Genomic DNA, 24,906 nt, shown 5'->3' on the forward strand with positions numbered 1-24,906 from the left:
GAGATGAGCCGCAAGATCTCGCTCAATGCGCATCTGGCCCATGACGCCGTCGGCTCGGCCGAGACGGAGGTGGTGCTGCTGCAGTTCACGCACCCCGAGACCGAACAGATCGTCCGACTGTCCACGGATCCGACCGAACGGCTCAGCCTGCAGCCGCTGCGCTATGGCACGCGCTCCAGCTGGCTCGGCGCCGATCCGGCGCGCGACGAGGACGCCTTCCTGTTCGTGCTGGTCTCGGTGCTGATCCCGGACGACCAGGAACAGGCGCCGCCTGCGGCGCGGCTGGTGGTGGAGGGCGTCGACAACGAGCTGGCCGAGCTGCTGCGCTCGACGCTGATGAGGGCCGACGTGTCGATGGCCGTGGTGCTCGCCTCCAGCCCAGACCTGCCCGAGCAGGAGTGGCACAATTTCAAGCTGGTCGGCGCGGAGGGCGCCGGCGAGGGCATCACGCTGACCATCTCGCGCGACCCGATCACCGAGGAGCCCTGGCCGGCGGGGCGGATGACGCGCGAGCGCTTTCCGGGGCTGCATCCATGACGGCGCCGCACAGCCACTGGAGCACGGATTTCGTCGGCCTGGACTACCTGGACCTCGGGCGGACCGCCAAGGGCGTCGACTGCTGGGGGCTGGTGCGCCTCGCGCTCGCCGCCCACGGGATCGAGGTGCCGAGCTACGCCGGGGCCTATGGCTCCACGGCGGAGCGCGCCGAGATCGCCGCGCTGATCGACGGCGCCAAGCCGGACTGGCACCGGGTGGCGAGCGCGCGCGAGCTCGACGTGGTGACCTTCCGGCGCGGGCGGCTGGAAAGCCACTGCGGGCTGGTGGTGCGCCCGGGGCTGATGCTGCACGTGAGCGAGGGCAAGGCCTCGTGCATCGAGAGCTATCTGGACGACCACTGGACCAGGCGGCTGACCGGCTTCTGGCGGCACGCCCGGCTGGCCGCCCAGGACGGGGAGGCCGGATCATGACCCTGGCTGCGCCCGCATTGCCCGATAGCTCGGCACGCGTCGCCGTCATCCCGGTGCTCGGGCCGGATGCGGGCCGGCGCGAGCTGGTCTGTCCGCAGGGCCTGAGCGTGGCGGAGATCGTCGCCTTCGCGCTGCCGGAGTTGGCCGACGTGCAGCGCCGGCGCCTCAGGGTGTGGCTGGTGGACGGGCGCGGCGAGCTGCTGCTGGCCGATCCGGATCTCTGGCCCCGGATCCGGCCGCGCGCGGGTGTGCGGGTGATGATCCGGATCGTGCCGGGCAACGACACCTTGCGCAACGTGCTGCTGATCGCGGTCGCGGTGGCGGCGACGGCGATCGGCCAGGTCTGGGTCGGGCCGGCGCTGGCCACCGCCACCGGGTCGGCGCTGTTCGGCCAGATCGCCGGGGCGGTCGCCGCCGCCGGGCTGGCGGTCGCCGGCAGCATGCTGGTCAACGCGCTGATCCCGCCCAAGGTGGCGGCCGGCCAGACGCAACAGAGCGAGAAGCCGCTGTTTCAGATCTCGTCCTGGCAGAACAGCCTGACGCTCGACGGCGTGGTGCCCTCCGTGCTCGGCAAGGTGCGGATCGCGCCGGTGTTCGCGGCGCCCTCCTATTCGGAAATCGTCGGCGATGACCAGTATGTGCGCGCGCTGTTCACCTTCGGCTACGGCCGCGTGCAGCTGTCGGAGCTGAAGATCAAGGACACGCCGCTGTCGGCCTTCGACGAGGTGGAGACGGAAATCCGCGAGGGGCTGGCGAGCGACGATCCGGTGACGCTGTACCCGTCCCAGGTGATCGAGGACGGGCTGGGCGCGGAGCTGCGGCGCGACCGCGAGCGCGACGACGCCGGCACGATCACCGGCACCGGCCCGGTGACGCCGGTGGCGCGCTTCACCGCCGGCGACTGCACCGAGGCCAATGTGATCCTGCATTTCCCCGGCGGGCTGATCCATTACGACGGCGGCGGCACCGCTCGCACGGCAAGCGTGGAGATCCGCATCCGCCAGCGGCCGGCGGCGGGCGGCGACTGGGAGGAGGTCGAAACGATTACCTTCTCGGCGAAGAAGCGCGAGGGCTTCTTTCGTCAGTACCGCTGGACCCTGCCGGAGCGCGGCCGCTACGAGATCGAGATGGCGCGGATCACCGACGAGGCGATCGACGCCAACACCTCCGACCGGGTGGTCTGGCTGGCGCTGCAGAGCTTCCGCCCCGAGTATCCGCTGAACTTCGGCCCGCCGCTGTCGCTGGTGGCGGTGCGCGTCAAGGCAACCTATCAGCTCAACTCCTCGCTGGAGAGCTTCAACGCGGTGGCCGAGCGGCTGATCCCGGACTGGGACCACGAGACGCAAAGCTGGGTGACGCGGGCGACGCGCAACCCGGCCAGCCATTTCCGCCACGTGCTGCAGGGGCCGGAGAACACCTGGGCCGAGCCGGACAGCGCGATCGATCTGCAGGCGCTGACGGACTGGCACGACTTCTGCCGGATCAAGGGCCTGAAATACGACCGCGACCGCAACTTCGAGGCCTCGACCTTCGACGCCCTGGCCGAGATCGCCGCCGCCGGCCGGGCGAGCCCGCGCTACGACGGCACCAGGTGGAGCGTGGTGGTCGACCGGCCGTCGGAGCTGGTGATCGCCCACGTCAACTCGCGCAACAGCCGCGACTTCGCCTGGCGGCGCTCCTACATCGAGCCGCCGGACGCCTTCCGCGTGCGCTTTCTGGACGAGACGGCGGACTATCAGCAGCGCGAGCGGATCGTGCGCTGGCCGGGCCATGCCGGCGACATCACCGTCACCGAGGAGCTGGAGCTGCCGGGCAAGACCGATCCGGACGAGATCTGGATCGAGGCGCGCCGGCGCCAGTACGAGGCGATCCACCGGCCGGACATCTTCACCGCCGTGCAGGACGGGGCGGTGCGCACCGCGACGCGCGGCGACCTGGTCAAGGCGAGCTACGAGGTGCTCAAGCGCACCTTTGCCGCACTTCGGGTGACCGCCGTGCGCGGCCAGACGATCAGCCTGGACGGCTGGGTGGAGATGGAGGCCGGCGGGGCCTACGCCGTCCGCTTCATGAAACAGGTCGGCAGCGGCGACGCGGCGACCTTCCAGAGCGTTCTGCGGACCGTGCGCACGGATGCCGGCACCAGGGACAGCCTGACGCTGTCGGGCGCGGGCGACATGCCGGAGGCCGGCGTCATCGTGCAGTTCGGCGAGGCCGGCGCGGAGAGCCTGGACCTGGTGATCGCCGGGGTGCAGGCGGGCGAGCAGATGAGCAACGTGCTGACCATGCTGGCCGCCGCGCCGATCATCGACACATTGACCGACGCGGAGGTGCCGCCGGCCTGGAACGGCCGCGCCGGCGGGGATGCGGCGGCGAGCGTCGCCGTGCCGGCCGTGCCGGTGGTGTCCTCGATCGAGACGCATTTCACCGGGGCCACGGCGGACGGGCTGACGGTGCTGCTGGTGCCGGGCACGGGCGGCGCGACGCCGGCGACATACACCCTGCGCCACCGGATCTCGGGCGGGGTCACCTGGAGCGAGGCCAGCGTGCCGGCGGGCGGCGCCATCGTCGTCACCGGCTACGCCGACGGCGACACGGTCGAGATCCAGCGGCGCGCCACCAGCAAGGAAGGCTACGTCAGCGCCTGGTCGGCGACCGTCTCGGCCGATGTGGCCGCGGAGCCCGTCGTGCCTCCGCTGCCGATTACGACCGGCACGGTGACCGGTGGGGTTGAAGAGGCCGCGTTCGGGCTGTCGACGCCCAACGATCCGTCGATCGCCAAGATCGCGCTGAGCTATTCAGCATACGAGGACGGCGCCTCGAGCGTGGCCATCGTCACCTTCGAGGCAGCCGCCAACAGCAACTACACCCGTACCGAGGCCGTGCCCTCCGGTGCGTGGTTCTTCTTTGCGCGCACGCTGACCGCAGACGACGTTGTGTCGCCTGTCTTCGCGCTCGGTGGCGCGACGGTCGATTGAGGAGGCTTAGATGACTGCACCTGTCGCCACGATCAACCTGCCGCAAGCGTCGAGTGTCGACGAGCTGGTCGCAAATCGGACGCAAGACAGTGTCAACGATGTCGTGCGGGTCAGCGTATCCGATCTCGCAGAGCAGCTGCGGCCGCTGATCATCCCCGCGGGATCTATCGATCCGGTCGCTCTCGAAGACGTGCCGACGACGAAGGTCGTTCATCAGATCGCCGGCGGCGTACCGTTCATTATGGCGGATCGCCTCAAGGACGACAGGCACCTGTGGGACTACATCACCGCGGCAAATCGCACCGCGTCCTACGATGCACACGACGAGCTTCAGGCGGCGCTCGACACTGGCGAGCCGTTCAGGCTTCCCGCCGCCACGGTCAGTTTCTCGGGCACGCTGACGATCAGTCACGACGACTGCATCATCGAGGGCCGCGGCCAGAGGACGATCCTGCGTCACCTGGACGCGGCGGGCGACTTCTTCAGCGCGCCTGCCAACGTAAAGGGTCTGACGTGGCGCGATATCAGCTTCTGGGCGCTCGCGCCCAAGACGTCCGGCGTCGTCCTGCGCGCGTACCAGCTTCAGTATGCTTATTTCTATGACATCCGCTTTGGGTCCAAACGGCTCTACAGCGCCGCCGGTTACAACACGCACTACCTCGTCGGCGCGCTCGACCTCGACGGATTTGCGGACGTATATGTCATTGGCGGGGAAAATGTCGTCGCCGGCGAGGCTTTTTACATCAACGGGCAGGTCATCGGCGCCGGTGGCAACTTGCTCGGTGCGACGGCCGAGGACGTCGACGTCGAAGGATACGAGGACGCGCAGGCTTATGGCGCGGAATTTACAATACAGGGCAACCACCGCAGTTTCAGGACGAAACATTTGATCCGCGCCGGGGGCGCCGCCGGGGGGGTCAACGTCTTTGACGCGGAGTGCAGCGAGCCGACCGGTGCAGCGGCCGTCTACGACATGTCACGCATCAAGGCCTACAATCGGGAGGCGAAGTTTGTCGGATCTAGGCTCGACAACGGCAGGTCTTGGGCAGTCGACGTAAAGGGTGGGTGTCTGACTGACCTTGATGCGGACGCGCTCTGGGTGTCAGGGTTCGGTCAGTCCAACGACGGGTCGGGTGGCTGGCGGTTCGGACCGCTGTCGGAAACGACAGCACCTGTAACGGCAAAGCGTAAGATCGAAGTCCGCATAGCCGGCGGAACGACCCAAAAGTGCTACGGCAGCGGCTTCGAATTCGTCGAGGGCAAGTGTCGCGTCGGAAACCACAACATCAGCAACAACGGCCTGGGCTCGGCCGGCGGACACGGGTTCCACGCCGCGGGTGGATCCTTAATCTCCAGCCTGGTGCTGGACGGCAACACGGTCGACAACAATGGGTCTGCATCCGCAGTCATCGGTGGCACGCCGCAGGGGTACGGCTACCGGCTGGACGGCGCCATCAATAAGTACACCGTGTCTGATACGGTTCTCTTCTCTAACGAGAGCGGCCCGATTTATTCGGATATGGGCTTACAGGAAGGCACTCATGAAATCAGCGGCCTCACCGGGTTTCAGACAACTAAGAAGGGGACAGTCGAGTGGGCCACTGGGTCCTCGACGCTTGTCGTCAACCACAATCTCGGCGTGACGCCGCGTTATGACGCGGTACCGATCGTGGTCCTCGCCGGCACCCCGCCAAGCACAACTTACGAGCCGCGCATCATTGACAAGACGGCGACCACGACCGTTTGGGATATGGGCGGATTAAACACCTCCGGGGGTCCGATCACCTGCCAATGGGAGGTAAACCTGTGACTGCTGTCAGTCGTGTCGGTGGCAGCCGCCGACCGAGGCGGACGTATTACCGTCCGTCAAGTGGGATGGCTACTCGGTGCTGCCCTTCGATAAAAGGGGTTTCAAATGGCCTTCGAGAGCCATAACTCTGTGCCATCCGAAATTGCGCTTTTTGCCATACGAACTTGCGCGCTACACAATGAAAAAGAATGCCGCGGGCCGAATGCGACCGCCGCACGGGCGGGCGTGGCACGAGCATTGGCGTACCCGCCGCGGGACAGGGGAAAATGGTGCCGGCAACAGGATTCGAACCCGTGACCCCCTGATTACAAATAGGATTATTTTCCTAGGTTTTATTGCCTATCATCGCAAATAACGGTTCGCGAACAATAGCTTGCGCGACAATGTAGATCAACGTGCGTCGACCGAAAACGATCGCCGCACGGTGCTCCACCCGGTGTTTGCGAAAGAGAAAAGCGAATGGCTGTCCTATCCCTCACTGAGTCCCGCATCAGGGACTTACCCCTCGGCTCGGGCATCTGGCGCGACGAGCAGGTAAAGGGCCTTCTCGTCGTCTGTCATGCTGCCACCAAGACCTACGCGGTGCAAGGCGACGTCCGCAGGAATGGCCGCCACATCCGCACCGTGCGGGTCAAGATCGACCGTGTCGACCGGATCGGCCTGCGCGAGGCCCGCAACCGGGCCAAGGCGATCATGTCGCAGATACAATCCGGCGTGGACCCGACCGCGGGACCGAAGGAAACCGGCATCACGCTCCTGCAAGCCCTCGACGAGCACCTTCAGGAGAAACCGTTCAGGAACGCCACGATCGACAGCTACCGCTACAACGTCGAGCACTACCTTTCCCGCTACAAGAACCGGGCCGTGGCCGATCTCAGCCGCGCCGAGGTGCGGGACATCTACCAGCACCTGCGAAGCTCGAAGGGCCAGCCGACCGCGACCGGCGTGATGCGCACCCTGCGGGCTGTCATCAACACGGCCTTGCGGCTGGACGAGACGCTGACCTCCAACCCCGTGACGTTCCTGCGGCTTCCGACGCCGGCGAGCAGACACGTCGACGAGCTCGATCTCGCCGAGTGGTGGGAGAAGACGGAGGTGCTGTCGCCGATCCGTAGAGACCTGCACCGGGCCATGCTGCTGACCGGCGCCCGGCGGGCCTCGATCCTCGGCGTCAAGCGCAAGGACGTGGACCTCGCGCGCGGCGTGCTGATCTTCAACCACATGAAGACCGGCGGGCGCATGCTGTTTCCGATGGGCACGTTCCTGCGGGATATGATCGCGCAGCGGCTCAAGGACGATCTGCCCTTCAACAATCCCTGGCTCTGGCCCTCGCCGGCAAGCGGCAAGGGCTGCACGACCGAGCCGAAAGAGCGGAAGCGCGGCCTGCCGAGCCCGCACGAGTATCGCCACCACGCCCGCACCATGTTCATCGCGGCCGGCGTGCCCTATGCCGAGAGCGCGCTCCTTCTCGGCCAGCGGCTTCCGGGCGCCTCGGGCGGCTACGTCCATGCCGAACATCTTGTCGAACACCTGCGCCCGCACGCTCAGGCGCTGGAGAACAGGATCGTCGCGGCGCGGGCTTCGACGATGCAGCTTCCCGACATGACCGAGGCCCGCGATGCCGCGTAACGGGAAAGGTCCCCGCGCAAGGCCGCATTCGCCAACCCCTGTGCAACGGCAGAGGCCGGAACGAAAGAAGGGGCGCGTCACGATCGAGGATGTCGAGATGATCGTGAAGTGGTGTCTCGACACGTTCTGCTACACGCCCTGGTTCGATACCGAGGCCGCGGCTGCATACCTCAGGCGCGAGCCCGGTACGCTGAAGGGCTGGCGGTCCAGGGGCGAAGGCCCGCGCTTCTATGTCGTGAATGGCCAGTTTATCCGCTATCACATCGACGACCTCGACGCTTTCGTGCGGGGCCGGAAGCATTGCAAGCGCATTCCCAGATGGCTGCGGGATCGCGCCGGCCTGTCCGCTGCCGAACGGCTTCCGTCTCCGTCAAGCCCCCGCCCGGAGGGCGACGACAAATGTTGATGTCGCTCTGCGCCAATCGGTGATTGTTAGACGACGCGCGCCGCGAGGAGCCGGCTTTCCGGCAGGCGCGTGACCGGGCGATCCGGTCCTCCTCAGACAGAAACCTGATGTCTGAAACCGGCCCGGCGGCGCTGCCGTCCGGCCATCGGAGGTCCATGCCATGTCGGCAGTTCTTACCAAGGAAGATGTCGAGGACGCGCTGCGCCGCGTGCTCGACGCCCATCACCGCAGTCCCTGGCTCGACAGCGAAGCGGCGGCGGTCTATCTCTCATCGACCCCTGCAACCCTGCGCACCTGGCGCTCGAATGGCGCGGGACCGCGCTATCATGTCGTCCAGGGCAAGGTCGTTCGCTATCACGTCGACGACCTCGACGCCTTCGTGCGCGGGGAGGACGGTCGATGAGCGCGCATCACGAAAACGGAAACAGGCGCGCCAAGGGGATCGGCGCGCCTGCCGGAGCTTTGGAGAAGACCGTCGAGTTCGAGTCCGACGCTGTCGAGGATATGGCGCCGAATGCTCTGATTGTGCCGTCGAAGCACGATCCTGAAGCGTTGGACGCTCACGTCGAGGCGGGGCATGAGCTGATTGCGGTCGATGGCAAGAAGCCTGTCGCTTCGGGCTGGCGCACTGCGCTGCCTTTGGCTCGCGAACAGGCAGAGCGGCGATTGCTGGCGGGCCGAAACGTCGGGGTTCGCCTGCGCGACGTCGATCTGGTCTTGGATGTGGATCCGAGGAACTTCGCCGAGAACGACGATCCGTTGACGCGCCTTGTGCGCGACTTCGATTTGCGGGACGCGCCTTTCGTGGTGACGGGCGGCGGCGGAAAGCACCTATATTTCAGGAAGCCTGCCGAGGTCGCCGTGGTCAATGAGCTGGATGCCTATCGCGGGGTCGAGTTCAAGTCGCTCGGGCGGCAGGTCGTGGCTGCGGGATCGGTTCATCCCGAAACCGGCCGGCTCTACGCGCTCGATGACGACGTGCTGCGGATGGAGCTTTCCGAGGCTCCCGAAGCGTCGGAGAAGCTTCTGCGTGCGATCGAGAAGCTGTCCGTAGGCGCGTCAGAGAATCGGTCGGGAGAGATCACGGCCGAACAGTTGGCGCGGCTGCTCTCGAAGCTCGACGTCATGGCTTACAACGGCCGTCATGACGAATGGCTCAAGGTCATGATGGCGAGCCATCATGGAACCGCGGGCGAAGGCGTCGACGAGTTCGTGGCGTGGTCGACTTCCGATCCAGACTATGCGGGCGACGAGGCGCGTATTCGCGAGCGCTGGAACTCGCTCGATACCAGGCGCGGCGGCGTGACGCTGAAGACGTTGCTGCGGGCGCTGGTCGATGCGGGTAATGGCGCCTGGATCGAGGAGGTCTTGCGCAGCGCACCCGAGGACGACTTCGACGACGTGCCCGAGATGCCTCGCTCGATGGGCGACTTGGCGCTCGCGCGCATGAACCGAAATCACTTCACGGTCCTGCATGGCGGCAAGTATCTGGTCGGGCGCGAGAGCAAGCATCCGACGCTCGGTCACGTCGCCGTCGACTGGTTCTCTGCGGGCGCGATCAGCGCGCATTTCGACAGCAGGACGGTGGAGGTCGAGGACGGCAAGCAGAAGGCGCTCGGCTCGTGGTGGGTCAAGCATCCGAGGCGGCGTCAGTATGAGGGCGTCGTGTTCGATCCTTCGCCGAAGAGGACGCACACGTCGCTCTACAATCTCTGGCGCGGGTGGGCGGTCGAGCCGAAGGCTGGCGACTGGTCGCTGCTGAAGCGGTTGCTCAAGGACGTTCTGTGTCGGGGCGACGCCGAATCCTTCGATTACGTCCTGCGCTGGGCGGCGTTCATGGTGCAGAAGCCTGACATGCCTGCGGAGGTGGCGCTCGTCTTCAAGGGTTCGAAGGGCGCGGGCAAGGGAACGTTTGCGCGGGCGCTGAAGTCGCTGGCGGGGATGCACGGCAAGCAGGTGGCGCAGGCGGAGCACTTCGTCGGACGCTTCAACGAGCACCTGATGGACTGCGTTCTCCTGTTCGTCGACGAAGGCTATTGGGCGGGCGATCCGAAGGCGGCGGGCGCGCTCAAGAACCTCATCACCGAGCCTGTCCTGAGCTTCGAGCCGAAGGGGCGTCCTATCGTCTCGGGGCCGAATATGCTGCATGTCGTGATCGCGTCGAACGAGGACTGGATCGTGCCGGCTTCGGCGGACGAGAGGCGCTTCGCGGTGTTCGAGGCGGATACCGAGGCGCGCAAGCGGCTTCCCTCGGGCTTCTTCGATACCTTGAACGCACAGATGGCGAATGGCGGACTGGCGGCGATGCTGCACGATCTCCAGAACCTGGATCTTGGCGATTGGCATCCGCGCATGGCGATCCCGAATACGCAGGCGCTGATCGAACAGAAGGTGCAGGCGTTTCGTCGGGAGCCTTTGTCGTTCTGGTGGTTCCGGACCCTTGAGGCTGGTGGCGATGGGTTGACGCTCGATGAGGACGTTTGGGCGGTTCGACAGGTTGATGTCGGGCCGAACGGCAAGGAAGAGCTGGTCGCGGAAGTGTGCGCGGTCGCGAAGGGAATGAACCGCACGGCGCAGTTCTCGAAGAAGGCTGTGGCGCAGTTCCTGAAGTCGGTGGGCGTGGACGTGAATGCGAAGGACAGTCGTGGCGTGAGGGTGTGGCGCATGCCTGTGCTTGCCGAGGCGCGGGTCGCGTTCGAGCGCCACGTCGGCGGCGCGCTGGACTGGGACGGCGTCTGACGCTTCGGTCGGATCGGACACGTCCGTGGCGCGAACGGCTGCGGACGTGTCTGTGCGCTCCTTTTCCAGCGCGCACCGGGCCTTCCTGCTGCTGTTTCTATATCTTCGTATTTCTATCTGACAGAAGCGACAGAACTGACAAATAGTAAGAAAAACAGCGCTTTGCTCCTGTCGATTCATGGACAGATCGGACGCTTGCACATGGTTGACGGCGGCTGGCGGCGTTCGCGCGTCCGCACGCTGGAACGGCATTCGGACAGATCGGCCGCTTTCACGGCGTTTTTCGCGCAGACCCCGTGGTCCTCGCGCGCGAAGCCAAGCAGTCAATCAGGCAACATTGCGGCGCCGTGGTGCCGCCGCAAAGGTGCGAAACGGCGGTGAGGCCACGAAGGGGAACGGCAGGCACCGGCCACCGCCGCCGGAGCAAGGCGCCAGACCTTCCTATGCTTGATCAGAGGGTCTGAGTCCAAAAGTGGAGTCGGATCAAGGGCGTGATGGAAGCGGCGGCCGAAAGCACCGGACCGGGCACCGGAATGCTTTGGAATTCATCGAGCCCCGCCCAGACAACAACCCACTTCCCGATGGAAACGGGCCGGCGTTCTGGGATGGCCGCGTGCCGCGAGATCGCCGCGATTCGGAACTCGATGCTGGAAAAAATTGAGAAGAAATTCGATGGCGTCCCGCGCGCTCCGCGCACTGCATTGTCGCGGACGAACGCGGAGATGTGTCATGGCCGACAGGTCGAACGAGAAAAGGCTGGTGCGGCGCCCGGCGATGGACCGCAGGTGGACGCCCTCGATAGAGGCGCGCGTGCTGGACATCGTATCACGCACCGGATCGCCAAAAATGGCCTCGGAGGCGACCGGCGTCTCGGTCGCCACGATTCACGACCACCGCAGGCGAGATGCCGAGTTCGGTTCGCGCTACGGGGCGGCGATGGACACCGCCTTTCACCAGGTGCTCGGCAAGGCCTTCGAGCGGTCGCTGGCGGACGAGGAACCCTCCGACCGGCTGATCGAGGTGCTGCTAAAGTTCCGTTGGCCCGAACGTCTGAACGGCTTCCTGGCGTTCACCGCCGATGGCGGCGCGGCCGCCGCGGCTCCTGCCGGGCTCGATCCGAGGATCATCGCCAGGATGGAGCCAACCGACCGGAACGTTCTGATCGATCTGCTCGGCAAGTATCTGACCGTCGAGGCGGAGGCCAGAGCCGATGGCGCGCTCGTCCCCGTCAACTAACATCGCTTCCACTATGCTCCGTGACCTGATGGCGGTCGAGACGCTGGCGGAATCGCTCACCGCCACGGCGCCACAAGCAATCGCATGGGCAGGTGGTGCTCAAGTGCTGATCGCCGCGCACGGTCGCCGCTCAGGTGCATGGTTCTGGACCATCGCACCGATGCCGGACGGTCTTTGGGAGAGGATGGCTGAGGAGCATCAGGCGAAGCACCGTGCGAATGTCGGCGGCGACGACTGAACTATCAGCGGAAGAAATGTTTGGTCATGACCAAACATCTATCGGCTTTATGAGAGTGTTGTGGGAGAGCAACTTACTTATTTGAATGTGCCGAAAAGGTGCGGCAAGTGAGCAATCCCTTTTAGACAGGAGCATCGGCTGGATCATTCAAAGCACGAAGGGCGATACCTGCAATTCGAGAGGGGGCATTCAATGGTAAGGCGGATAGGCGGGCCCGGACGGCGGCCCAACCACATAGACCCCACCAGACCGGGAGCGCTGGAATATTTTGAAGAAACGGTCGGGCAGTTCCTGGGTCGAAGAGAGGATTATTACGAGAGAGCGGAATTCCTGGCAAAATCAGGGATGCGCGAAGATCGAAACAAAGCTGATTATGCAAACAGCTTGAACGCAAACATCGGATTGGCAGTCAATTACTTTCTGGATAGCGACGGAAATATTGACGATGTCTACGAGATTCTGGCTTCGCACATCAGCGAGCGTGCGTTCCTGAAGATCGCCAAGAACAGGTACGGGATGCTCGACCCTCTTGAATGACGTGATGGCGTTCGATCGTCGCTGATAGTCGCATCGTGATCTTGTCCGGTCGGTCGATGGGCCCTCCGTACCGCGATGGCGGTGACGACATGCGGCTGCGCCGCGCCTGTCTGCTCCCGAGCCTTCGCGTGATGTGATGGCAAAGGAGAATGACATGGCGGTCAAGAAATTGGCCCTTGCGAACCGGTGGGTGTCCGTGACGGATGTTCTCGATCGGCTGCGCCGGGCCAGAGAAAATCGCGAGCAGCAGGCAAGGCTGCTCGAAGGACTCGAAGGGCGGGTGAAGCAGCGCCGCGATGAAGTGGAGCGTTCGCTCGCCGATCTTTCCGTCGCCGAGCGCAGCCAGATCGTTTCCCGCGCCGTTAACGGCCACCGCGCCGAGTTGAAGCGCCACTCGCTCGACAGCCGGGTCGCCTACCTCAAAACTGTCGGTGCCTTGCGCGAGGAACTGGGCTCAGCACGCGCCCACTACCAGAGCCCCGTCCAGATGCTTGCGCGCGAGGGTCTCGGATCAGAGCGCCGCAGCCGGATCATGCATCAAATCGAAAAATCGGGGACGGTTGAACTCGCTTCGCTCGCGGCGCTTGCCGCATCGACCGGCGACAAGGAGCTTGGTGCGGCCCTGCTAACGCGCAATTCCGGCGTACCGCACAACGAGCGAGCTTTCTCCTCGCAGGAGCTGGCCGAAGCTCTCGTCGGCGACGATTGGCGCAAGGTCACGCAGGCGATTCTGGAGGTCGAGCGGATCGCGCTTGAAGCCGTCCAGGCCGACAGCGCATTCGAGACTGGCCGGATGAACGCGACCCGCTCAGTGCAGCTCGCGCTGCGCAAGCGGGAGGAAGCTGCCATAGGCGCCGACCTCTCCAACCTCGATACCGATCCCGAACAGGAGGACTGACCCATGCCGACCTACGCCTTCTATGCCGCTCGCGAGGAACAGCGCCGCGCGGATGGCCTCAACTTTGCCGTCGCCAGTGGGACCACGCCGGCTGCCGCGCGCGTCACAGCCGAAACCCTGCTCGGCGAGCCGAACGCACTGGCCAACTGGGTCAGTGTCGATCTTGCCGCCGCGCCCGCCGCGTTCGTCGCCGGCAGGCCGGTCGGCGCACGCGGTCAATCGATCTGGCCGGACATCGATCGCGGCGGTTCATATCTGCGGGGTGGATGACGTGGATGCGTGCCCGCGGCGCTCAGTCCTTCTGCGGGTTTAGCAGCGCTGCAGGCGTCGTCTTCAGGGCCGTGGCCAGCTTGACGATGAGCGTGAGCGATGGATTGCGTAGGCCGCGCTCGATGCCGGAGATGTACGTCCGGTCAATCTCCGTCTCCAGCGCAAGCGCCTCCTGGGACAGATCGAGTTCCTTCCTCGCTGCCTTCACGTTCTGAGCCAAGACTCTCCTGTAGTCCACCATGACCGCATGGCGGCCAGATGTGGACTGATCGTCCACGGACTCATCGTCACATTTCTATTCGCAAGTGATGATGTAGACGATAATCTACGGGTGGAAACCCGACCGGTGGACGCCTTGGACGCTATCTCGACTATCGCGAACTGGATCTATGCGGGCATCGCCACCTGGTACGGGGCGGCGATTGTCGGCGGCGTCCTCATCCTGCTCTTTGAGCGGCTCCACGGCAGGCGGGAGCCGTCCGACGCCGACGTGAGGCAAGCAGCCGCGCGGTATCGCCAACGGTACGGCGAGGACGCCTTCCGAGCGATAGGCGACCACATGCTGGCGGCGTCCTTCGCGCCAGACAGCCGACACAGACGCTTCCTCAAGCGGGTGTCGGCCGAGCTACTGGCCACGGCGGTCACGGCCGAGGACCGATCCCGCGCCATCGAGCATTGAAGATTTTCCCCTCCGGCCCGGCTCGCGGATGAGGGCCACCGCGACAGCATGGTCCCCGCGGCATCCGGCCGCCGGGAGACAGGACCATGACCAAGAAGCCGAGTGCGAGGGAACTGCCGCTGGTCAGGCGGCGCATCGCGGCGCTGCTAGAGAAGACCGAGGCCAATGGCTGCACGCCGGGCGAGGCCGCAGCCGCATTCGAGAAGGCCGAGGAGCTCGTCGCCAAGTACGAACTCGATCCGGGCTCGTTCCGGTGGCCGCCGAGGCCTTCGATGCTCTTCGGCTCGGCCTCATCAGGGCCGAAGCCTCCGAAGCAACCACAGGCCGCCGTATCGAGCCGTGGCAAGGGCATCGGCAAGCTCGCCGAGCGCCTGATCGTCGAGCATCCGGACTGGACTTACCGGCGCATTGCCGAGGAGGTCAACGGACGGATCGAGGGCGCGAAGGCCAGCGAGAAGTCCGTCCGGTGGTATGCGAGCCGGATGCGGAAGGATGGGAACGATGCGCCCGACCGAAGACGGAAGCGCGCGTAGTGGCAGAGGTCATGCCGCTCGTTTGAGCGACCGCGCTTTGGCCACCTTAACGTCATGCTGCCTGACGTGGGCGAGAACGGCCGACCCAATGGCTTGGGCCACTTGGATCGGCACGGCATTTCCGACTTGGGTATAGTGTTTGCTGAGATTGTCTCCGGCAAATCGAAATGAATCCGGGAATCCTTGGAGGCGGGCCGCCTCCCTGACGGAAATAGTCCTGTCTTGAGTGGGGTGTACGTAGGCGCCCCAGTGAGGATCGCACTTCGTCAGGATCGTGGAGGCGAAGCCGCCGCGCGAGAGCCTTCCATAGCGCTTCGTATGGTCCTGTAGCCGCGCCCTCTTCATGCCCGCCGGAAGAAGATCGCGTGGCACGTTCCGCCAATTGCCGCCCTCGGGCACATGGACAATGCGATCGAGGTTTACAGACGCCAGCGCGTGACAAACGTGATTGTACAACTGCGGCGCGGCGCGGCGCATCTCCCTTTGATACGTCGTCGTCGGATGACTCGACGCCCAAGGCGCGATTTGAACACCCCCACCGTTCTCGATCTCGGGAAGGTCACCGATTGCCTGCCAGACGGTTACCGGACGTTTCGTCGCGCCCGCAGGACGCTCCTTTGGACCGCCCCACTTGGCCAGTGCCGGCGACCAGTGCGTGGGGTTGGGCAGGAGCTCGGAGGCAGCACCAATGCGGCTCGCAACTATAAAGACCCTTCTGCGCAGTTGTGGCGTTCCAAACTCCTCCGCAGACAGGCGGCCGACGACTGCATCAAAACCCAGCTCTTTGAGGCTTGCCAGTATTTCGTCTACGACCCGACCGCCGTCGATCGACAGAATGCCGGGGACGTTTTCCATCACCAGTGTCTTGGGATTCAGGGCTCCAACCAGCGTCAGATAGTGCTCGAAAAGTCGCGCGCGCTCGTCGACTGCCGATCTGTGGTGGTTGTTGTGGCTGAAAGACTGGCAAGGCGGCCCGCCAACGAGACAGTCGAGGTCGCCTCTCTCTATGCCGCAATCCGCAAGGAGCTCATCCGCGGCGAGCTTAGATACGGGCCCTTCGAAGAAGGAGGCCTCCGGAAAATTGAGCCTGAAAGTCTGTGCTGCATCCGGGTCGACGTCGTTCCCTGCGACGATGCCCCACCCAGCCGACCTAAATCCGACCGCAAGGCCGCCAGCACCGGCGAATAGGTCTACGCAGCGGTGGGAGGCGGCGACGGTTGTTCTCCGTTCTGTGTACCTGATTTCGCTCAAGCTTTCTGCCCTCATATGCCCCCAAAGCTCGGAGAATCAAGAACTTTTAGAGTTTACCATGATCTCAACAAAAGGTGAACATCTGGTTAACGAGCCCGGCTCCCGCTGCGTCCACGTCAGCCCTTGACAACTTGATGGGCTGCCATCATCTTGCGTGAAGTTGCCTGAGCAAGAAAGGAAAGATCAGATGGCTAATGGTGAAGCGCCCACGCTGGAGGCTCTTCCGCACAAAGCGGAGCGGGCCCTCTTTGAGAAGATCGGTAACACGGAGTGGGAACTCCGAGAGCTCAGGCTCGATGTTCACAACGACGTAGCCCTTTGGGCCGACAATCCGCGCCTTCAGACTTCCCTGATGGAGGGGTTCTCGTCCGAGGCGGACCTTGAGGAGGCGCTCCGCCTGTCTCCGGGGTATGACGGGCTGCGCAAGTCGATCCAGGAGATCGGCCAGATGCAGTCGATCTACGTTCAGCGCACGGCGACTGGGAAGTATCTGGTGCTTGAGGGTGCCACCCGCGTCACCATCCTCCGGGAGTTGGATCGCAAGTTCACTAGCGGCAAGAACCAGGATGTCTTTCGCTACGTGCAGGCCAAGGTACTTCCGCAGAATTTCGGCGAAAAGGATGTCGCGATCTTGCTCGCGGGCATTCACGTGCGCGGCTCCGGCGTCCGTGACTGGGGCCGCTACATCGAGGCCAAGTTCATCTACGAGACCGTGGTCGGGCGTCCCGGACATCCGCCACTGATGAACCAGGCCACGCTGGCCGAGAATATGGGCAAATCGGAGTCGTGGGTGGCGCGGCTGAAGAGCGCCTATGAGTTCGCGCTCAAGTTCGTCGAGTACGTGGATGACGACCCGAATCCGCGGAAGCTCGCGGCCGAGAAGTTCAGCACCCTGGAGGAGATCAGCAAGGCGCGTGTCATCGGACCGCAGCTCCGGGATTTTGACAATAAGGCCTACGACGACCTCCGGCGGGACGTCTTCGACATGGTCCGTAATGACGTCTTCAAGGAGTATCGGGACGCCCGTTTCCTGAAGGAGTTCTACGACGACCCGGATGCGTGGGCCCAGCTCATGTCCGGGGAGAAACACATCGCCAACAAACTTGCCCAGCAGACTCAAGACAAGAGCAGCCATCCGAAGGCGAAGATCGCCGCCATGCCTCAACTCGTCAGGCGAGCGCTCGACCGCGGCGAGGATGGCTTCGACGACGAGGACGTCACGAGCCTCCAACAGACGATCGACCTCATTGAGGACAAGGTGCACGATGGGGTTCACCCCTACCGGCTCGCACTCAAGAAGGCGACCCGGACGTTGAACAAGGCGAGCAGGGCCGATGTAGTGGATCTCCAGCCCTCTGACATCGAGGAGTTCCGCGAGGCGTACGCTTACTTTGACGGTCTGGTGGGGCAGCACTTCCAGGCCCGGGGGGCGTGACTTGGGCTTCGAGCTTCTCCAGCATCAGCATGAGGGCGTAGCGTTTCTCACTGGGCGCGGCGTCGGTCTCCTGGCGTTCGAGCAGGGCCTCGGCAAGACCTTCGTCGCAATCGAAGCATTTCGTAGACTACTCGACGCGGGGCAGGCCGACAGGTTGCTGGTGATCTGCCCCAATTCCCTGAAGCGCAATTGGGTGGCTGAGTTCACCAAGTTCGCGCCTTCAGTGTCGGTGGACGTTGCGGAGGGGGTGCCGAAAAAGAGACGCGCTACGTTCAGGGAATCGCGCGCAAGGGTGATCATCACCAGCTACGAGACCGCCCGCTCCGAAACAACCGCGCTGCTCGCGCTGGCGCAGCGGCAGCGAACGGTTCTCGTGTTGGATGAGTCCCACGCCGCGAAGAATTGGCGGTCCCAAACCTCTGCGGCCGCCAGGATCGTGGCGCCGCATTGCAAGTTCCGCTGGCTTCTGTCCGGCACCCCCGTCACGAACACGGCGACCGACCTGTTCACGCAAGTCGAGATCATTGAGCCAGGGCGGGGCTCGCTGGGCTCGCTGGAATCATTCACAGCCCGGCTAGAGGACGACCCCGAAGCGTCCTTTGCGAGGGATGTCTTCGACAGGCTGATCCTTCGTCGCACGAAGGAGCAGTGCCTCGACCTTCCCGAGAAATCCTTCGTGGATGTCCGTGTCGAGCTCCCGCCCTGGCAGCGGCGCCTCTATGACAAGATGCGGGACGAGATGGTCTGTGAGATCGAGGCCATGAGCGGGGAACAGTATCGCGCCTACGCTTCGACGGCGCTCGCCAAGCTCACCAGGCTCGTGCAATTGGCCTGCAACCCGTCACTGATCTTCCCGGAGGCGGAGGGGACGCCTGCCAAGTTCGAGGCACTCGACGGCGTGATCGAGGATATTCTCTCCGTGCCTGGCCGCAAGGTAATCCTCTGGTCAAACTACATCCGGACAATCGAGACGCTCCTCGCCCGGATACCCGGCGCCGTCGCGATCTATGGCGGGACGCCGACATCCGAGCGCCAGGAAATCGCCGCGAGTTTTCAGCAGGACCCGGACGTCCGTGTGCTGATAGCGAACCCGGCCGCCGCCGGCACCGGTTTTACGCTCACGGCCGCGAGCTTCACCATCTACGAGTCCCTCTCGTGGCGGTACGACCACTACGCGCAGAGCCAGGACCGTAACCACCGGATCGGCCAGACCGAGCCCGTCACCTATCTGCGCCTAATTGCAGCCGACACCATCGAGGAGGCCATCGTAGTCGCGCTGGAGCGGAAGTCGGCCCTCGCCCGAACCCTCCTAGGGGACGAGGGTGCGGGAGACGATGTATCGCGGCTCACCAAGGAGGAGATGTGCGAACTCCTCAGGTCGAACCGACTCCCGGCGGCCTAGCGATGGCGGACAGGATCAGCCCCGAGCAGAGATCCCGAAACATGTCCCGTATAAAGGGACGGGATACCAAGCCGGAGGTTCGGCTCCGCTCGGCGCTGCACCGCGCTGGTCTCCGCTTCCGCGTCTGCCGGACGGACCTCCCCGGCCGACCAGACATAGTGTTCCCGCGACACAGGCTGGCGATACAGGTGCGGGGGTGTTTCTGGCATCAGCACGAGGGTTGCGGCGGTGCACGGATGCCCGGATCGAACTTGGAATACTGGCGACCAAAGCTGCAACGGAACGTGCGGCGCGACGCCGAGAAGGATGCGGAACTGAGGGAACTGGGTTGGCGCGTGATGGTCGTGTGGGAATGCGAAATTAGCACACAGAGCAGCGTCTCAGATGTCGTGGATACTGTTTCAGCAACTCTTACGCATACGCTAAGGGCAGAATGATGGGAAACCTACTCCCGCAGATTTTGGAAAATGTTTCGGCGACTGCCTCATTGGTTTCGGCATTAATTGCCGCCGCTGTTGCGTTTTTCGTCCTTGCTCTGAACCAATCATTCTCTCGCCGCCAACAGAGGATACAGTTTCTGCAGCCAAAATTAGAAGAGCTCTATCTTCTAATGAATGAGGTCTCTGAACGGAACGTCCGACTCTTCAAGCTCCTTGTGGCAAGCACACACGGGGACATCGGGGCCAAGCAGGAACTCGATAGCCTGGACGAACTGGCGGCCTACGGTCACCTGACAGCAAAGAAAATGGTGATGCTGGTCCGCCTATATTTTCCAAGACTCTCACGAATTCACCAGCATCTGTTCGCTGCTGAAAGGCAGTTGAGCCAACACATGTGGGAACTATCGACAGGTGATATACCAAGTCAGGAAACACTAATCGGGGCTTCAGGCAATGTGGGGCACATGCTCCGATTGATGGAACAGGAAATGGTCAACAATCAGGGCATTCTTCTCGGAGCGAGCAGCCTTCTTCGGCGCTATCGGTCGGTGACCAAGGCAGAAATCGAGGACGTTCCCCCGCCGCCCGATGGACCTCCTTTGGCAAACATGAAGCGATAACGTGAAGGTCTTTATCACGCGCGTGTGGGGATTTGATCCGGAGCGCTGGCCGGTCATCACGTTCGGCCTCGAAGGCAACCGGGACAACCTCCTCCAGGATTCGTCGCCGGGCGACCGCATAGTATTTGTCGGAACCCTGCGCGAGCCGACGCCGGAACCTCTCCGCGGACGCCTCTTGGGAATGGCGGAGATAGGGCGTATTGCGGTGGATACCCTCGACGTCATCGGTGAGGATGTTCGCGGCCCCCAAGACTACGACGAGGCGGGGCACTTCCGTTGGCCCAAGGCCATACTTATGGTCAGGGCTTGGCGTTTCAGGCCTCAGCCGATGCTTCTGGATGTACTGGCTGAGCAGCTTCCCTATCATGCGACCTCGCAAGCAGTGCTTCTGGATGGCAGGGATGCAGATGCCGTAATGAGCATCAATGCCGAAGAGGTCGAAATTCCGACGTCTGAGGCCCTCATCAAGGCAAGGCTTCTCGATAAGGCGCTGAACACGGGCCGTCCGACGACGGGGCCGGAACCAAAGTCCTGGGAGGGTTCGACGGGTCGAGATGTGAACAGGACCGCATTCACCTATGCGCTGCGGTTCGGCCAGACGGATATCTGGAAGATAGGGCACGCCGTTGACGTGAAGGAGAGGCTTAAGCAGGTAAATTGCCATATCCCGCCGGAGGCGGTGCCAGAGCGGTGGAATGCGAGATTCCAGCAGGCTTGGGACAGCGAGACGGACGCCTACGGTATGGAGCAGCGAGTCTTGCGGGCCCTCGCGGCGAGCAGAACCGAGGGGGAGCGAGTCAGATGCACGGAGACCGAACTCTGGGCGGCCTGGCTGGCTGGGATCGGAGTATGACGGCTGAAGCGGCATATAGAGGGAGAATGGTGCCGGCGGAGAGGATCGAACTCCCGACCTTCGGTTTACAAAACCGCTGCACTACCGCTGTGCTACGCCGGCCCTGGCGGACACCGATTCCGGTGCCTATTCGGTACTTGTCCGGACCGGGCGCTCCTTAAGCGCATGATCCGACTCGCTTTTTAGCCTCCAGGCCCTCCGATTACAAATCAGGTGCTCTACCAGCTGAGCTATACCGGCGTCAGGCGGCTTTTAGCAGATCGTTTTCGGTCGCGCATCCCCTTCTCGTCGGGTGTGGCGAGCGCGCCGTCGGGTCAGCGGCGCCTCAGGCGCGTTGATGATCCCAGGCCGGGAAAGGATCGGCCAGGCCGCACCAGGCGTCGGGGCGGAACCGGTCGGCGGCGACCAGGCAGGTGTCGAGGTCGGCGCGGATCTGCGCCTCGTTCATCGGGGTGCAGCCGATGAAGACGATCTCCTGGCGCCGGTCGCCCCAGACCGGATCGAGCCAGTGCGCCATGGACCGGGCCCAGGCGGGGTCGTCCGGCCAGTGCGCCTTCGGCACCGCCGACCACCACAGGCCGCGCCTCTCGGTGCGCACCAGGGCGCCGGCCTGGCTGATCGAGCCGACGAAGTCCGGGCGGGTGGCCAGCCAGAAGAACCCCTTGGCGCGGGTCACCCCCGGCCAGGAGCGATCGAGGAAGGCCTTGAGGCGGGCCGGATGGAACGGCCTGCGGGCGCGGTAGACGAACGAGCGGATGCCGTATTCCTCGGTCTCAGGGACATGGTCGGTAAATCCGTAGAGTTCCTTGAACCAGAGCGGATGCTCGTGGGCCCGGTCGAAATCGAAGCGCCCGGTGCCGAGCACCTCGGACAGCGGCACCTGGCCGAAGTCGGTCTCGATCATCCGCGCGCCGGCGTTGAGCGCGCGCACGATCTTGCGGGCGGCGTCGAGCGTTTCGGGTTCGGTGGCCGAGACCTTGTTGAGCACGACGACGTCAGCGAACTCGATCTGGTCGACGAGCAGGTCGACCAGCGTGCGCTCGTCGTCGCTGCCGAGCGATTCACCCTTGTCGCGCAGATAGGAATCGGAGCCGAAGTCGGCGAGCAGATTGGCGGCGTCAACGACGGTGACCATGGTGTCGAGGCGGGCGACGTCGGCCAGGCTCCGGCCTTCGTCGTCGCGGAATTCGAAGGTTGCGGCGACCGGCAGCGGTTCGGATATCCCCGTCGATTCGATCAGCAGGCAGTCGAAGCGGCCGTCCTCGGCCAGGCTGCGGACCTCGCGCAGCAGGTCATCGCGCAGCGTGCAGCAGATGCAGCCATTGGTCATCTCGACCAGCCGTTCGTCGGTGCGCGACAGCGAGCCGCCATCGCGGACCAGCGCGGCGTCGATGTTGATCTCGCTCATGTCGTTGACGATGACCGCGACCCGGCGGCCCTCGCGGTTGGCGAGGATGTGGTTGAGCAGGGTGGTCTTGCCGGCGCCGAGGAAGCCGGACAGCACGGTGACGGGGAGACGGTTGTTCATTCTCTGGCTCGCGTCCGATCGGATTGTTAATGTAATAACATTACAAACTGAGTTAGCATGACCGATGTGTCTTGCCAAGAGGCCTGGGAAGAGGGGCCTGGGAAGCGGGGCCGGGGAAGCGGGAGGCCGGCGCAGGCGCGGCGGCGGAGGGGGCAGGCGCGGGTTCCGGGCGGCCGTGACCGAACGCGCCACCCTTGAGCCGGTCCGGGACTTGACCGGCCCGGCCGCAGTAAATATGAGTTCGCGCCTCAGGTTAAATCCGTCCGGCGGTCCGGAGTCAGGGAGAGACAGCATGTCGTTGCGATGAACCGTTTCAGGGTGAAGGCGGGCCAGGAAGAGGCGTTCGAGGCCGTGTGGAAGGGCCGGGATTCGCGCCTTGACGAGATGAAGGGCTTCCTCAGCTTCCACCTTCTGAAGGGCCCGGCGGAGGAGGACGACGGCGTCACGCTCTATGCCTCGCACACGATCTGGGAGAGCCGGGAGGACTTCCTCGCCTGGACGAAGTCGGAGCAGTTCCGCGAAGCGCACAAGAATGCAGGCACCAACAAGGACCTTTACGCCGGTCTGCCCCGGTTCGAGGGCTTCGAGTCGGTTCTGGGCGGTTGATGGCCGACGATCGCCTCGAAACGATCCCGATCCTGCCGTCGCTCAACATCGGGGAGACGCGAGGCTTCTATGCCGGGACGCTCGGGTTCGACACCTCGATCTACGGGGCCGAGGGCTACCTGATCGCCCGGCGCCGGCCGATCGAGATCCATTTCTGGCTCACCGACGACGCGCACCTGTGCCACAACACCGCGCTTTACGTGCGCGGCGGTGGAGTCGATGCCCTCTACGAGGAATTCCGAGCCGCGGGCGTGCCGCGGCTCGGCCCCTACGAGATCAAGCCCTGGGGCATGAAGGAATTCCACATCATAGACCCGCACGGGAACCTGCTGCGCTTCGGCCTCATCCCGCCCGAGGCGGCGGGCGAGCGCGACCTGAGCTAGAGGCTCATCCGCTGCCGTGCGACATAAAGGGCGAGCACAGCGGCATTGGAGACGTTGAGCGAGCGGATACGGCCCGGCATGTCGAGGCGAGCGAGGCGGTCGCAGGCGGCGCGCACGCCTTGGCGCACGCCCTTGCCCTCCGAGCCGAGCACGAGGACGGTCTTGTCGCCGAAGGGCGTTTGCTCCAGGCTCGCCTCGCCGTCGCTGTCGAGGGCGACGCGGAAGAAGCCCTGCTCGCCCATTTCCACGAGAAATCGGGCCATGTTCTTCACCCGCACGTGGCGGATCATGTCGAGCGCGCCGGAGGCTGCCTTGGCCAGCACGGGACCTTCCTCGGGAGCGTGGCGCTCGGTGGTGACCACCGCGTCGGCGGCCAGCGCCACAGCGGAACGCAGGATGGCGCCGACGTTGTGCGGGTCGGTGACCTGGTCGAGGGCAAGTACCAGGCGGGCGCCCTTGAGTTCGTCGACGCCATAGGCGGGCAGGGCGTCGGCCTCGAGCACGACGCCCTGATGCACGGCGTCGCGGGTGACCATGCGGTCGAGGGCGCGCGGAGCAAGGATCTCGACCGGCACGTCGGGGCGTATGCCGCGCTCCTCCAGCCGGCGCAGGGCGTTCTCAGTGGCGAACAGCTTGTGCCGGCGGCGGTCCGGGTTCTGGAACGCGGCCTCGACCGTATGCAGCCCGTACAGCAGGATCGGACCTTCCGGCGGCAGGCCCGGGCGGCGCGGAGCGGGTTTGACGAATCCGCCGGCGCGGCGGGCGGGCAGCTTGCCCCTCGGTTTATCGATCATGGCGCACCCTTAGCGCCAAAGCGGGCGCAGCGGCAATCGGAGAATCGCGCCGGTGGGCATGGCATGGGCGCCCGACCCGACGCGGCCATCGGTCGGGCAGCCGGCGGCGGTGGACAGATCTGCGGCGGGCGTGCCGGCGGGTGCAAGATCCGCTATGCTCACGGACAGGCGGGATTCCCTGCGCGCTCGTCATGGCGCGGACGGGTTTCCCCGCAGCCCCTGCGCGCCCTGAAACGCCGTTTCCGGGCAAACGCGGTTTTTTGTCGGATCGGCTCCCAAAACGGCGTTGACACCGGGGATGCGCATCTGCATAACACGCGCCACAGGATTACCCCGGCCATGCGGGCGGGGCGGTCTGTGAAGCCATCCTGAACGCTTCGGATCGAGGCGCGACGGTATGGAGGAGTGCCCGAGTGGTTAAAGGGGACGGACTGTAAATCCGTTGGCTTGGCCTACGTTGGTTCGAATCCAACCTCCTCCACCATCGTCCTCCGAGATCCGGTGCGCGGGTGTAGCTCAATGGTAGAGCAGCAGCCTTCCAAGCTGATGACGAGGGTTCGATTCCCTTCACCCGCTCCATCACTGGGTGCTGATCGGAGTGACCGGACAGGGCGCAGCTCGGTTCCGGAAGTCCTGAGACTGAACGGGAAGCAATTCGTTGCTTGTCGGGGCGCCG

At 64.5% G+C, this 24,906-nt stretch carries 26 protein-coding genes and 3 tRNA genes; 24 read left to right on the plus strand and 5 right to left on the minus strand.

The window, feature by feature from the left end; genetic code table 11:
• Positions 1–3: 3 nt before the first annotated feature.
• The 13 genes from SL003B_RS08580 to SL003B_RS08640 all read left to right on the plus strand — a co-directional run bounded on the left by SL003B_RS08580 (position 4) and on the right by SL003B_RS08640 (position 13,706).
• The gene (locus SL003B_RS08580; protein ID WP_013652445.1) at positions 4–537 is read left to right on the plus strand and encodes a hypothetical protein; all 534 of its coding nucleotides are present in this window, start codon (positions 4–6) and stop codon (positions 535–537) included.
• The gene (locus SL003B_RS08585) at positions 534–968 is read left to right on the plus strand and encodes a C40 family peptidase (protein WP_013652446.1); all 435 of its coding nucleotides are present in this window, start codon (positions 534–536) and stop codon (positions 966–968) included. The genes SL003B_RS08580 and SL003B_RS08585 overlap by 4 nt, the downstream gene beginning before the upstream one ends.
• Positions 965–3,943 (plus strand): TipJ family phage tail tip protein, encoded by a 2,979-nt coding sequence (locus SL003B_RS08590; RefSeq protein ID WP_013652447.1) that lies wholly within the window; start codon positions 965–967, stop codon positions 3,941–3,943. Before SL003B_RS08585 ends, SL003B_RS08590 begins: the two co-directional genes overlap by 4 nt.
• A 10-nt stretch (positions 3,944–3,953) precedes the next feature.
• Positions 3,954–5,753 (plus strand): hypothetical protein, encoded by a 1,800-nt coding sequence (locus SL003B_RS08595; RefSeq protein ID WP_013652448.1) that lies wholly within the window; start codon positions 3,954–3,956, stop codon positions 5,751–5,753.
• Positions 5,754–6,212: 459 nt separating this feature from the next.
• Positions 6,213–7,382, plus strand: coding sequence for a tyrosine-type recombinase/integrase (locus tag SL003B_RS08600; protein ID WP_013652449.1), 1,170 nt, complete (start codon positions 6,213–6,215; stop codon positions 7,380–7,382).
• 97 nt (positions 7,383–7,479) lie between these two features.
• Entirely contained in the window at positions 7,480–7,788 is a 309-nt protein-coding gene (locus SL003B_RS23675; protein ID WP_013652450.1) for a helix-turn-helix domain-containing protein, read from the plus strand.
• A gap of 160 nt (positions 7,789–7,948) precedes the next feature.
• Positions 7,949–8,191: a helix-turn-helix domain-containing protein gene (locus SL003B_RS08610; protein WP_013652451.1), complete on the plus strand. Its 243-nt coding sequence runs from the start codon at positions 7,949–7,951 to the stop codon at positions 8,189–8,191.
• The gene (locus SL003B_RS08615; RefSeq protein ID WP_013652452.1) at positions 8,188–10,527 is read left to right on the plus strand and encodes a DUF5906 domain-containing protein; all 2,340 of its coding nucleotides are present in this window, start codon (positions 8,188–8,190) and stop codon (positions 10,525–10,527) included. Before SL003B_RS08610 ends, SL003B_RS08615 begins: the two co-directional genes overlap by 4 nt.
• Before the next feature lie 729 nt (positions 10,528–11,256).
• A complete protein-coding gene (locus SL003B_RS08620; RefSeq protein WP_013652453.1) occupies positions 11,257–11,763 on the plus strand; it encodes a hypothetical protein in 507 nt (168 codons plus the stop codon).
• 28 nt (positions 11,764–11,791) lie between these two features.
• Positions 11,792–12,001: a hypothetical protein gene (locus SL003B_RS08625; RefSeq protein ID WP_148259274.1), complete on the plus strand. Its 210-nt coding sequence runs from the start codon at positions 11,792–11,794 to the stop codon at positions 11,999–12,001.
• A gap of 192 nt (positions 12,002–12,193) precedes the next feature.
• Complete coding sequence (locus SL003B_RS23340; RefSeq protein WP_148259275.1) at positions 12,194–12,538, plus strand: hypothetical protein; 345 nt, start codon at positions 12,194–12,196, stop codon at positions 12,536–12,538.
• Positions 12,539–12,692: 154 nt separating this feature from the next.
• A complete protein-coding gene (locus SL003B_RS08635) occupies positions 12,693–13,436 on the plus strand; it encodes a hypothetical protein (protein WP_013652455.1) in 744 nt (247 codons plus the stop codon).
• A gap of 3 nt (positions 13,437–13,439) precedes the next feature.
• Positions 13,440–13,706, plus strand: a complete 267-nt coding sequence (locus SL003B_RS08640; RefSeq protein WP_013652456.1) for a hypothetical protein — start codon at positions 13,440–13,442, stop codon at positions 13,704–13,706.
• A gap of 22 nt (positions 13,707–13,728) precedes the next feature.
• On the opposite strand, the gene SL003B_RS08645 is transcribed toward SL003B_RS08640, so the two are convergent.
• Positions 13,729–13,926, minus strand: a complete 198-nt coding sequence (locus tag SL003B_RS08645; RefSeq protein ID WP_206771966.1) for a helix-turn-helix domain-containing protein — start codon at positions 13,924–13,926, stop codon at positions 13,729–13,731.
• A gap of 126 nt (positions 13,927–14,052) precedes the next feature.
• Between SL003B_RS08645 and SL003B_RS08650 the strand changes: the two genes are divergently transcribed.
• Positions 14,053–14,385 (plus strand): hypothetical protein, encoded by a 333-nt coding sequence (locus SL003B_RS08650; protein ID WP_013652458.1) that lies wholly within the window; start codon positions 14,053–14,055, stop codon positions 14,383–14,385.
• A gap of 86 nt (positions 14,386–14,471) precedes the next feature.
• Positions 14,472–14,918 (plus strand): DUF2786 domain-containing protein, encoded by a 447-nt coding sequence (locus tag SL003B_RS22280; RefSeq protein WP_013652459.1) that lies wholly within the window; start codon positions 14,472–14,474, stop codon positions 14,916–14,918.
• Positions 14,919–14,927: 9 nt separating this feature from the next.
• Here the strand turns inward: SL003B_RS22280 and SL003B_RS08660 are convergent, their stop codons facing one another.
• Complete coding sequence (locus SL003B_RS08660; RefSeq protein WP_242390357.1) at positions 14,928–16,169, minus strand: DNA cytosine methyltransferase; 1,242 nt, start codon at positions 16,167–16,169, stop codon at positions 14,928–14,930.
• 187 nt (positions 16,170–16,356) lie between these two features.
• Here SL003B_RS08660 and SL003B_RS08665 point away from each other — a divergent pair, with 187 nt between their 5' ends.
• From SL003B_RS08665 to SL003B_RS08680, 5 genes are read left to right on the plus strand one after another with little or no spacing between them, the layout of a single operon-like run.
• On the plus strand, positions 16,357–17,604 hold the full coding sequence (locus SL003B_RS08665; RefSeq protein WP_041375453.1) for a hypothetical protein: 1,248 nt from the start codon (positions 16,357–16,359) through the stop codon (positions 17,602–17,604).
• 1 nt (position 17,605) lies between these two features.
• Positions 17,606–19,006 (plus strand): DEAD/DEAH box helicase, encoded by a 1,401-nt coding sequence (locus tag SL003B_RS08670; protein ID WP_148259276.1) that lies wholly within the window; start codon positions 17,606–17,608, stop codon positions 19,004–19,006.
• A 2-nt stretch (positions 19,007–19,008) separates the two neighbouring features.
• On the plus strand, positions 19,009–19,443 hold the full coding sequence (locus SL003B_RS22750) for a very short patch repair endonuclease (RefSeq protein WP_083812071.1): 435 nt from the start codon (positions 19,009–19,011) through the stop codon (positions 19,441–19,443).
• Entirely contained in the window at positions 19,440–20,066 is a 627-nt protein-coding gene (locus SL003B_RS08675) for a hypothetical protein (RefSeq protein ID WP_148259277.1), read from the plus strand. The genes SL003B_RS22750 and SL003B_RS08675 overlap by 4 nt, the downstream gene beginning before the upstream one ends.
• 1 nt (position 20,067) lies before the next feature.
• Positions 20,068–20,919, plus strand: a complete 852-nt coding sequence (locus SL003B_RS08680; RefSeq protein ID WP_041375455.1) for a GIY-YIG nuclease family protein — start codon at positions 20,068–20,070, stop codon at positions 20,917–20,919.
• 27 nt (positions 20,920–20,946) lie between these two features.
• Here the strand turns inward: SL003B_RS08680 and SL003B_RS08685 are convergent.
• Both SL003B_RS08685 and zigA read right to left on the minus strand, forming a co-directional pair.
• A tRNA-Thr gene (locus SL003B_RS08685) sits at positions 20,947–21,021 on the minus strand.
• A gap of 223 nt (positions 21,022–21,244) precedes the next feature.
• The gene (zigA, locus tag SL003B_RS08690) at positions 21,245–22,447 is read right to left on the minus strand and encodes a zinc metallochaperone GTPase ZigA (protein ID WP_013652463.1); all 1,203 of its coding nucleotides are present in this window, start codon (positions 22,445–22,447) and stop codon (positions 21,245–21,247) included.
• A 303-nt stretch (positions 22,448–22,750) separates the two neighbouring features.
• On the opposite strand from zigA, the gene hmuQ reads away from it, so the two are divergent.
• Together hmuQ and SL003B_RS08700 are read left to right on the plus strand one after the other, a co-directional pair.
• Positions 22,751–23,053 carry a heme-degrading protein HmuQ gene (gene hmuQ / locus SL003B_RS08695; protein WP_041375456.1) on the plus strand — a complete coding sequence of 101 codons (303 nt, stop codon included), beginning with the start codon at positions 22,751–22,753 and terminating at the stop codon, positions 23,051–23,053.
• Positions 23,053–23,436, plus strand: a complete 384-nt coding sequence (locus SL003B_RS08700; protein ID WP_013652465.1) for a bleomycin resistance protein — start codon at positions 23,053–23,055, stop codon at positions 23,434–23,436. Before hmuQ ends, SL003B_RS08700 begins: the two co-directional genes overlap by 1 nt.
• Here SL003B_RS08700 and SL003B_RS08705 read toward each other — a convergent pair.
• Positions 23,433–24,230, minus strand: coding sequence for a TrmH family RNA methyltransferase (locus tag SL003B_RS08705; protein WP_013652466.1), 798 nt, complete (start codon positions 24,228–24,230; stop codon positions 23,433–23,435). The two genes, SL003B_RS08700 and SL003B_RS08705, sit on opposite strands and share 4 nt — an antisense overlap.
• 399 nt (positions 24,231–24,629) lie before the next feature.
• Here SL003B_RS08705 and SL003B_RS08710 point away from each other — a divergent pair.
• Positions 24,630–24,714: transfer RNA gene (locus SL003B_RS08710), tRNA-Tyr, on the plus strand.
• A 21-nt stretch (positions 24,715–24,735) separates the two neighbouring features.
• A tRNA-Gly gene (locus SL003B_RS08715) sits at positions 24,736–24,809 on the plus strand.
• Positions 24,810–24,906: the final 97 nt, after the last annotated feature.

The organism is Polymorphum gilvum SL003B-26A1 (assembly GCF_000192745.1).
Lineage (GTDB): Bacteria > Pseudomonadota > Alphaproteobacteria > Rhizobiales > Stappiaceae > Polymorphum > Polymorphum gilvum.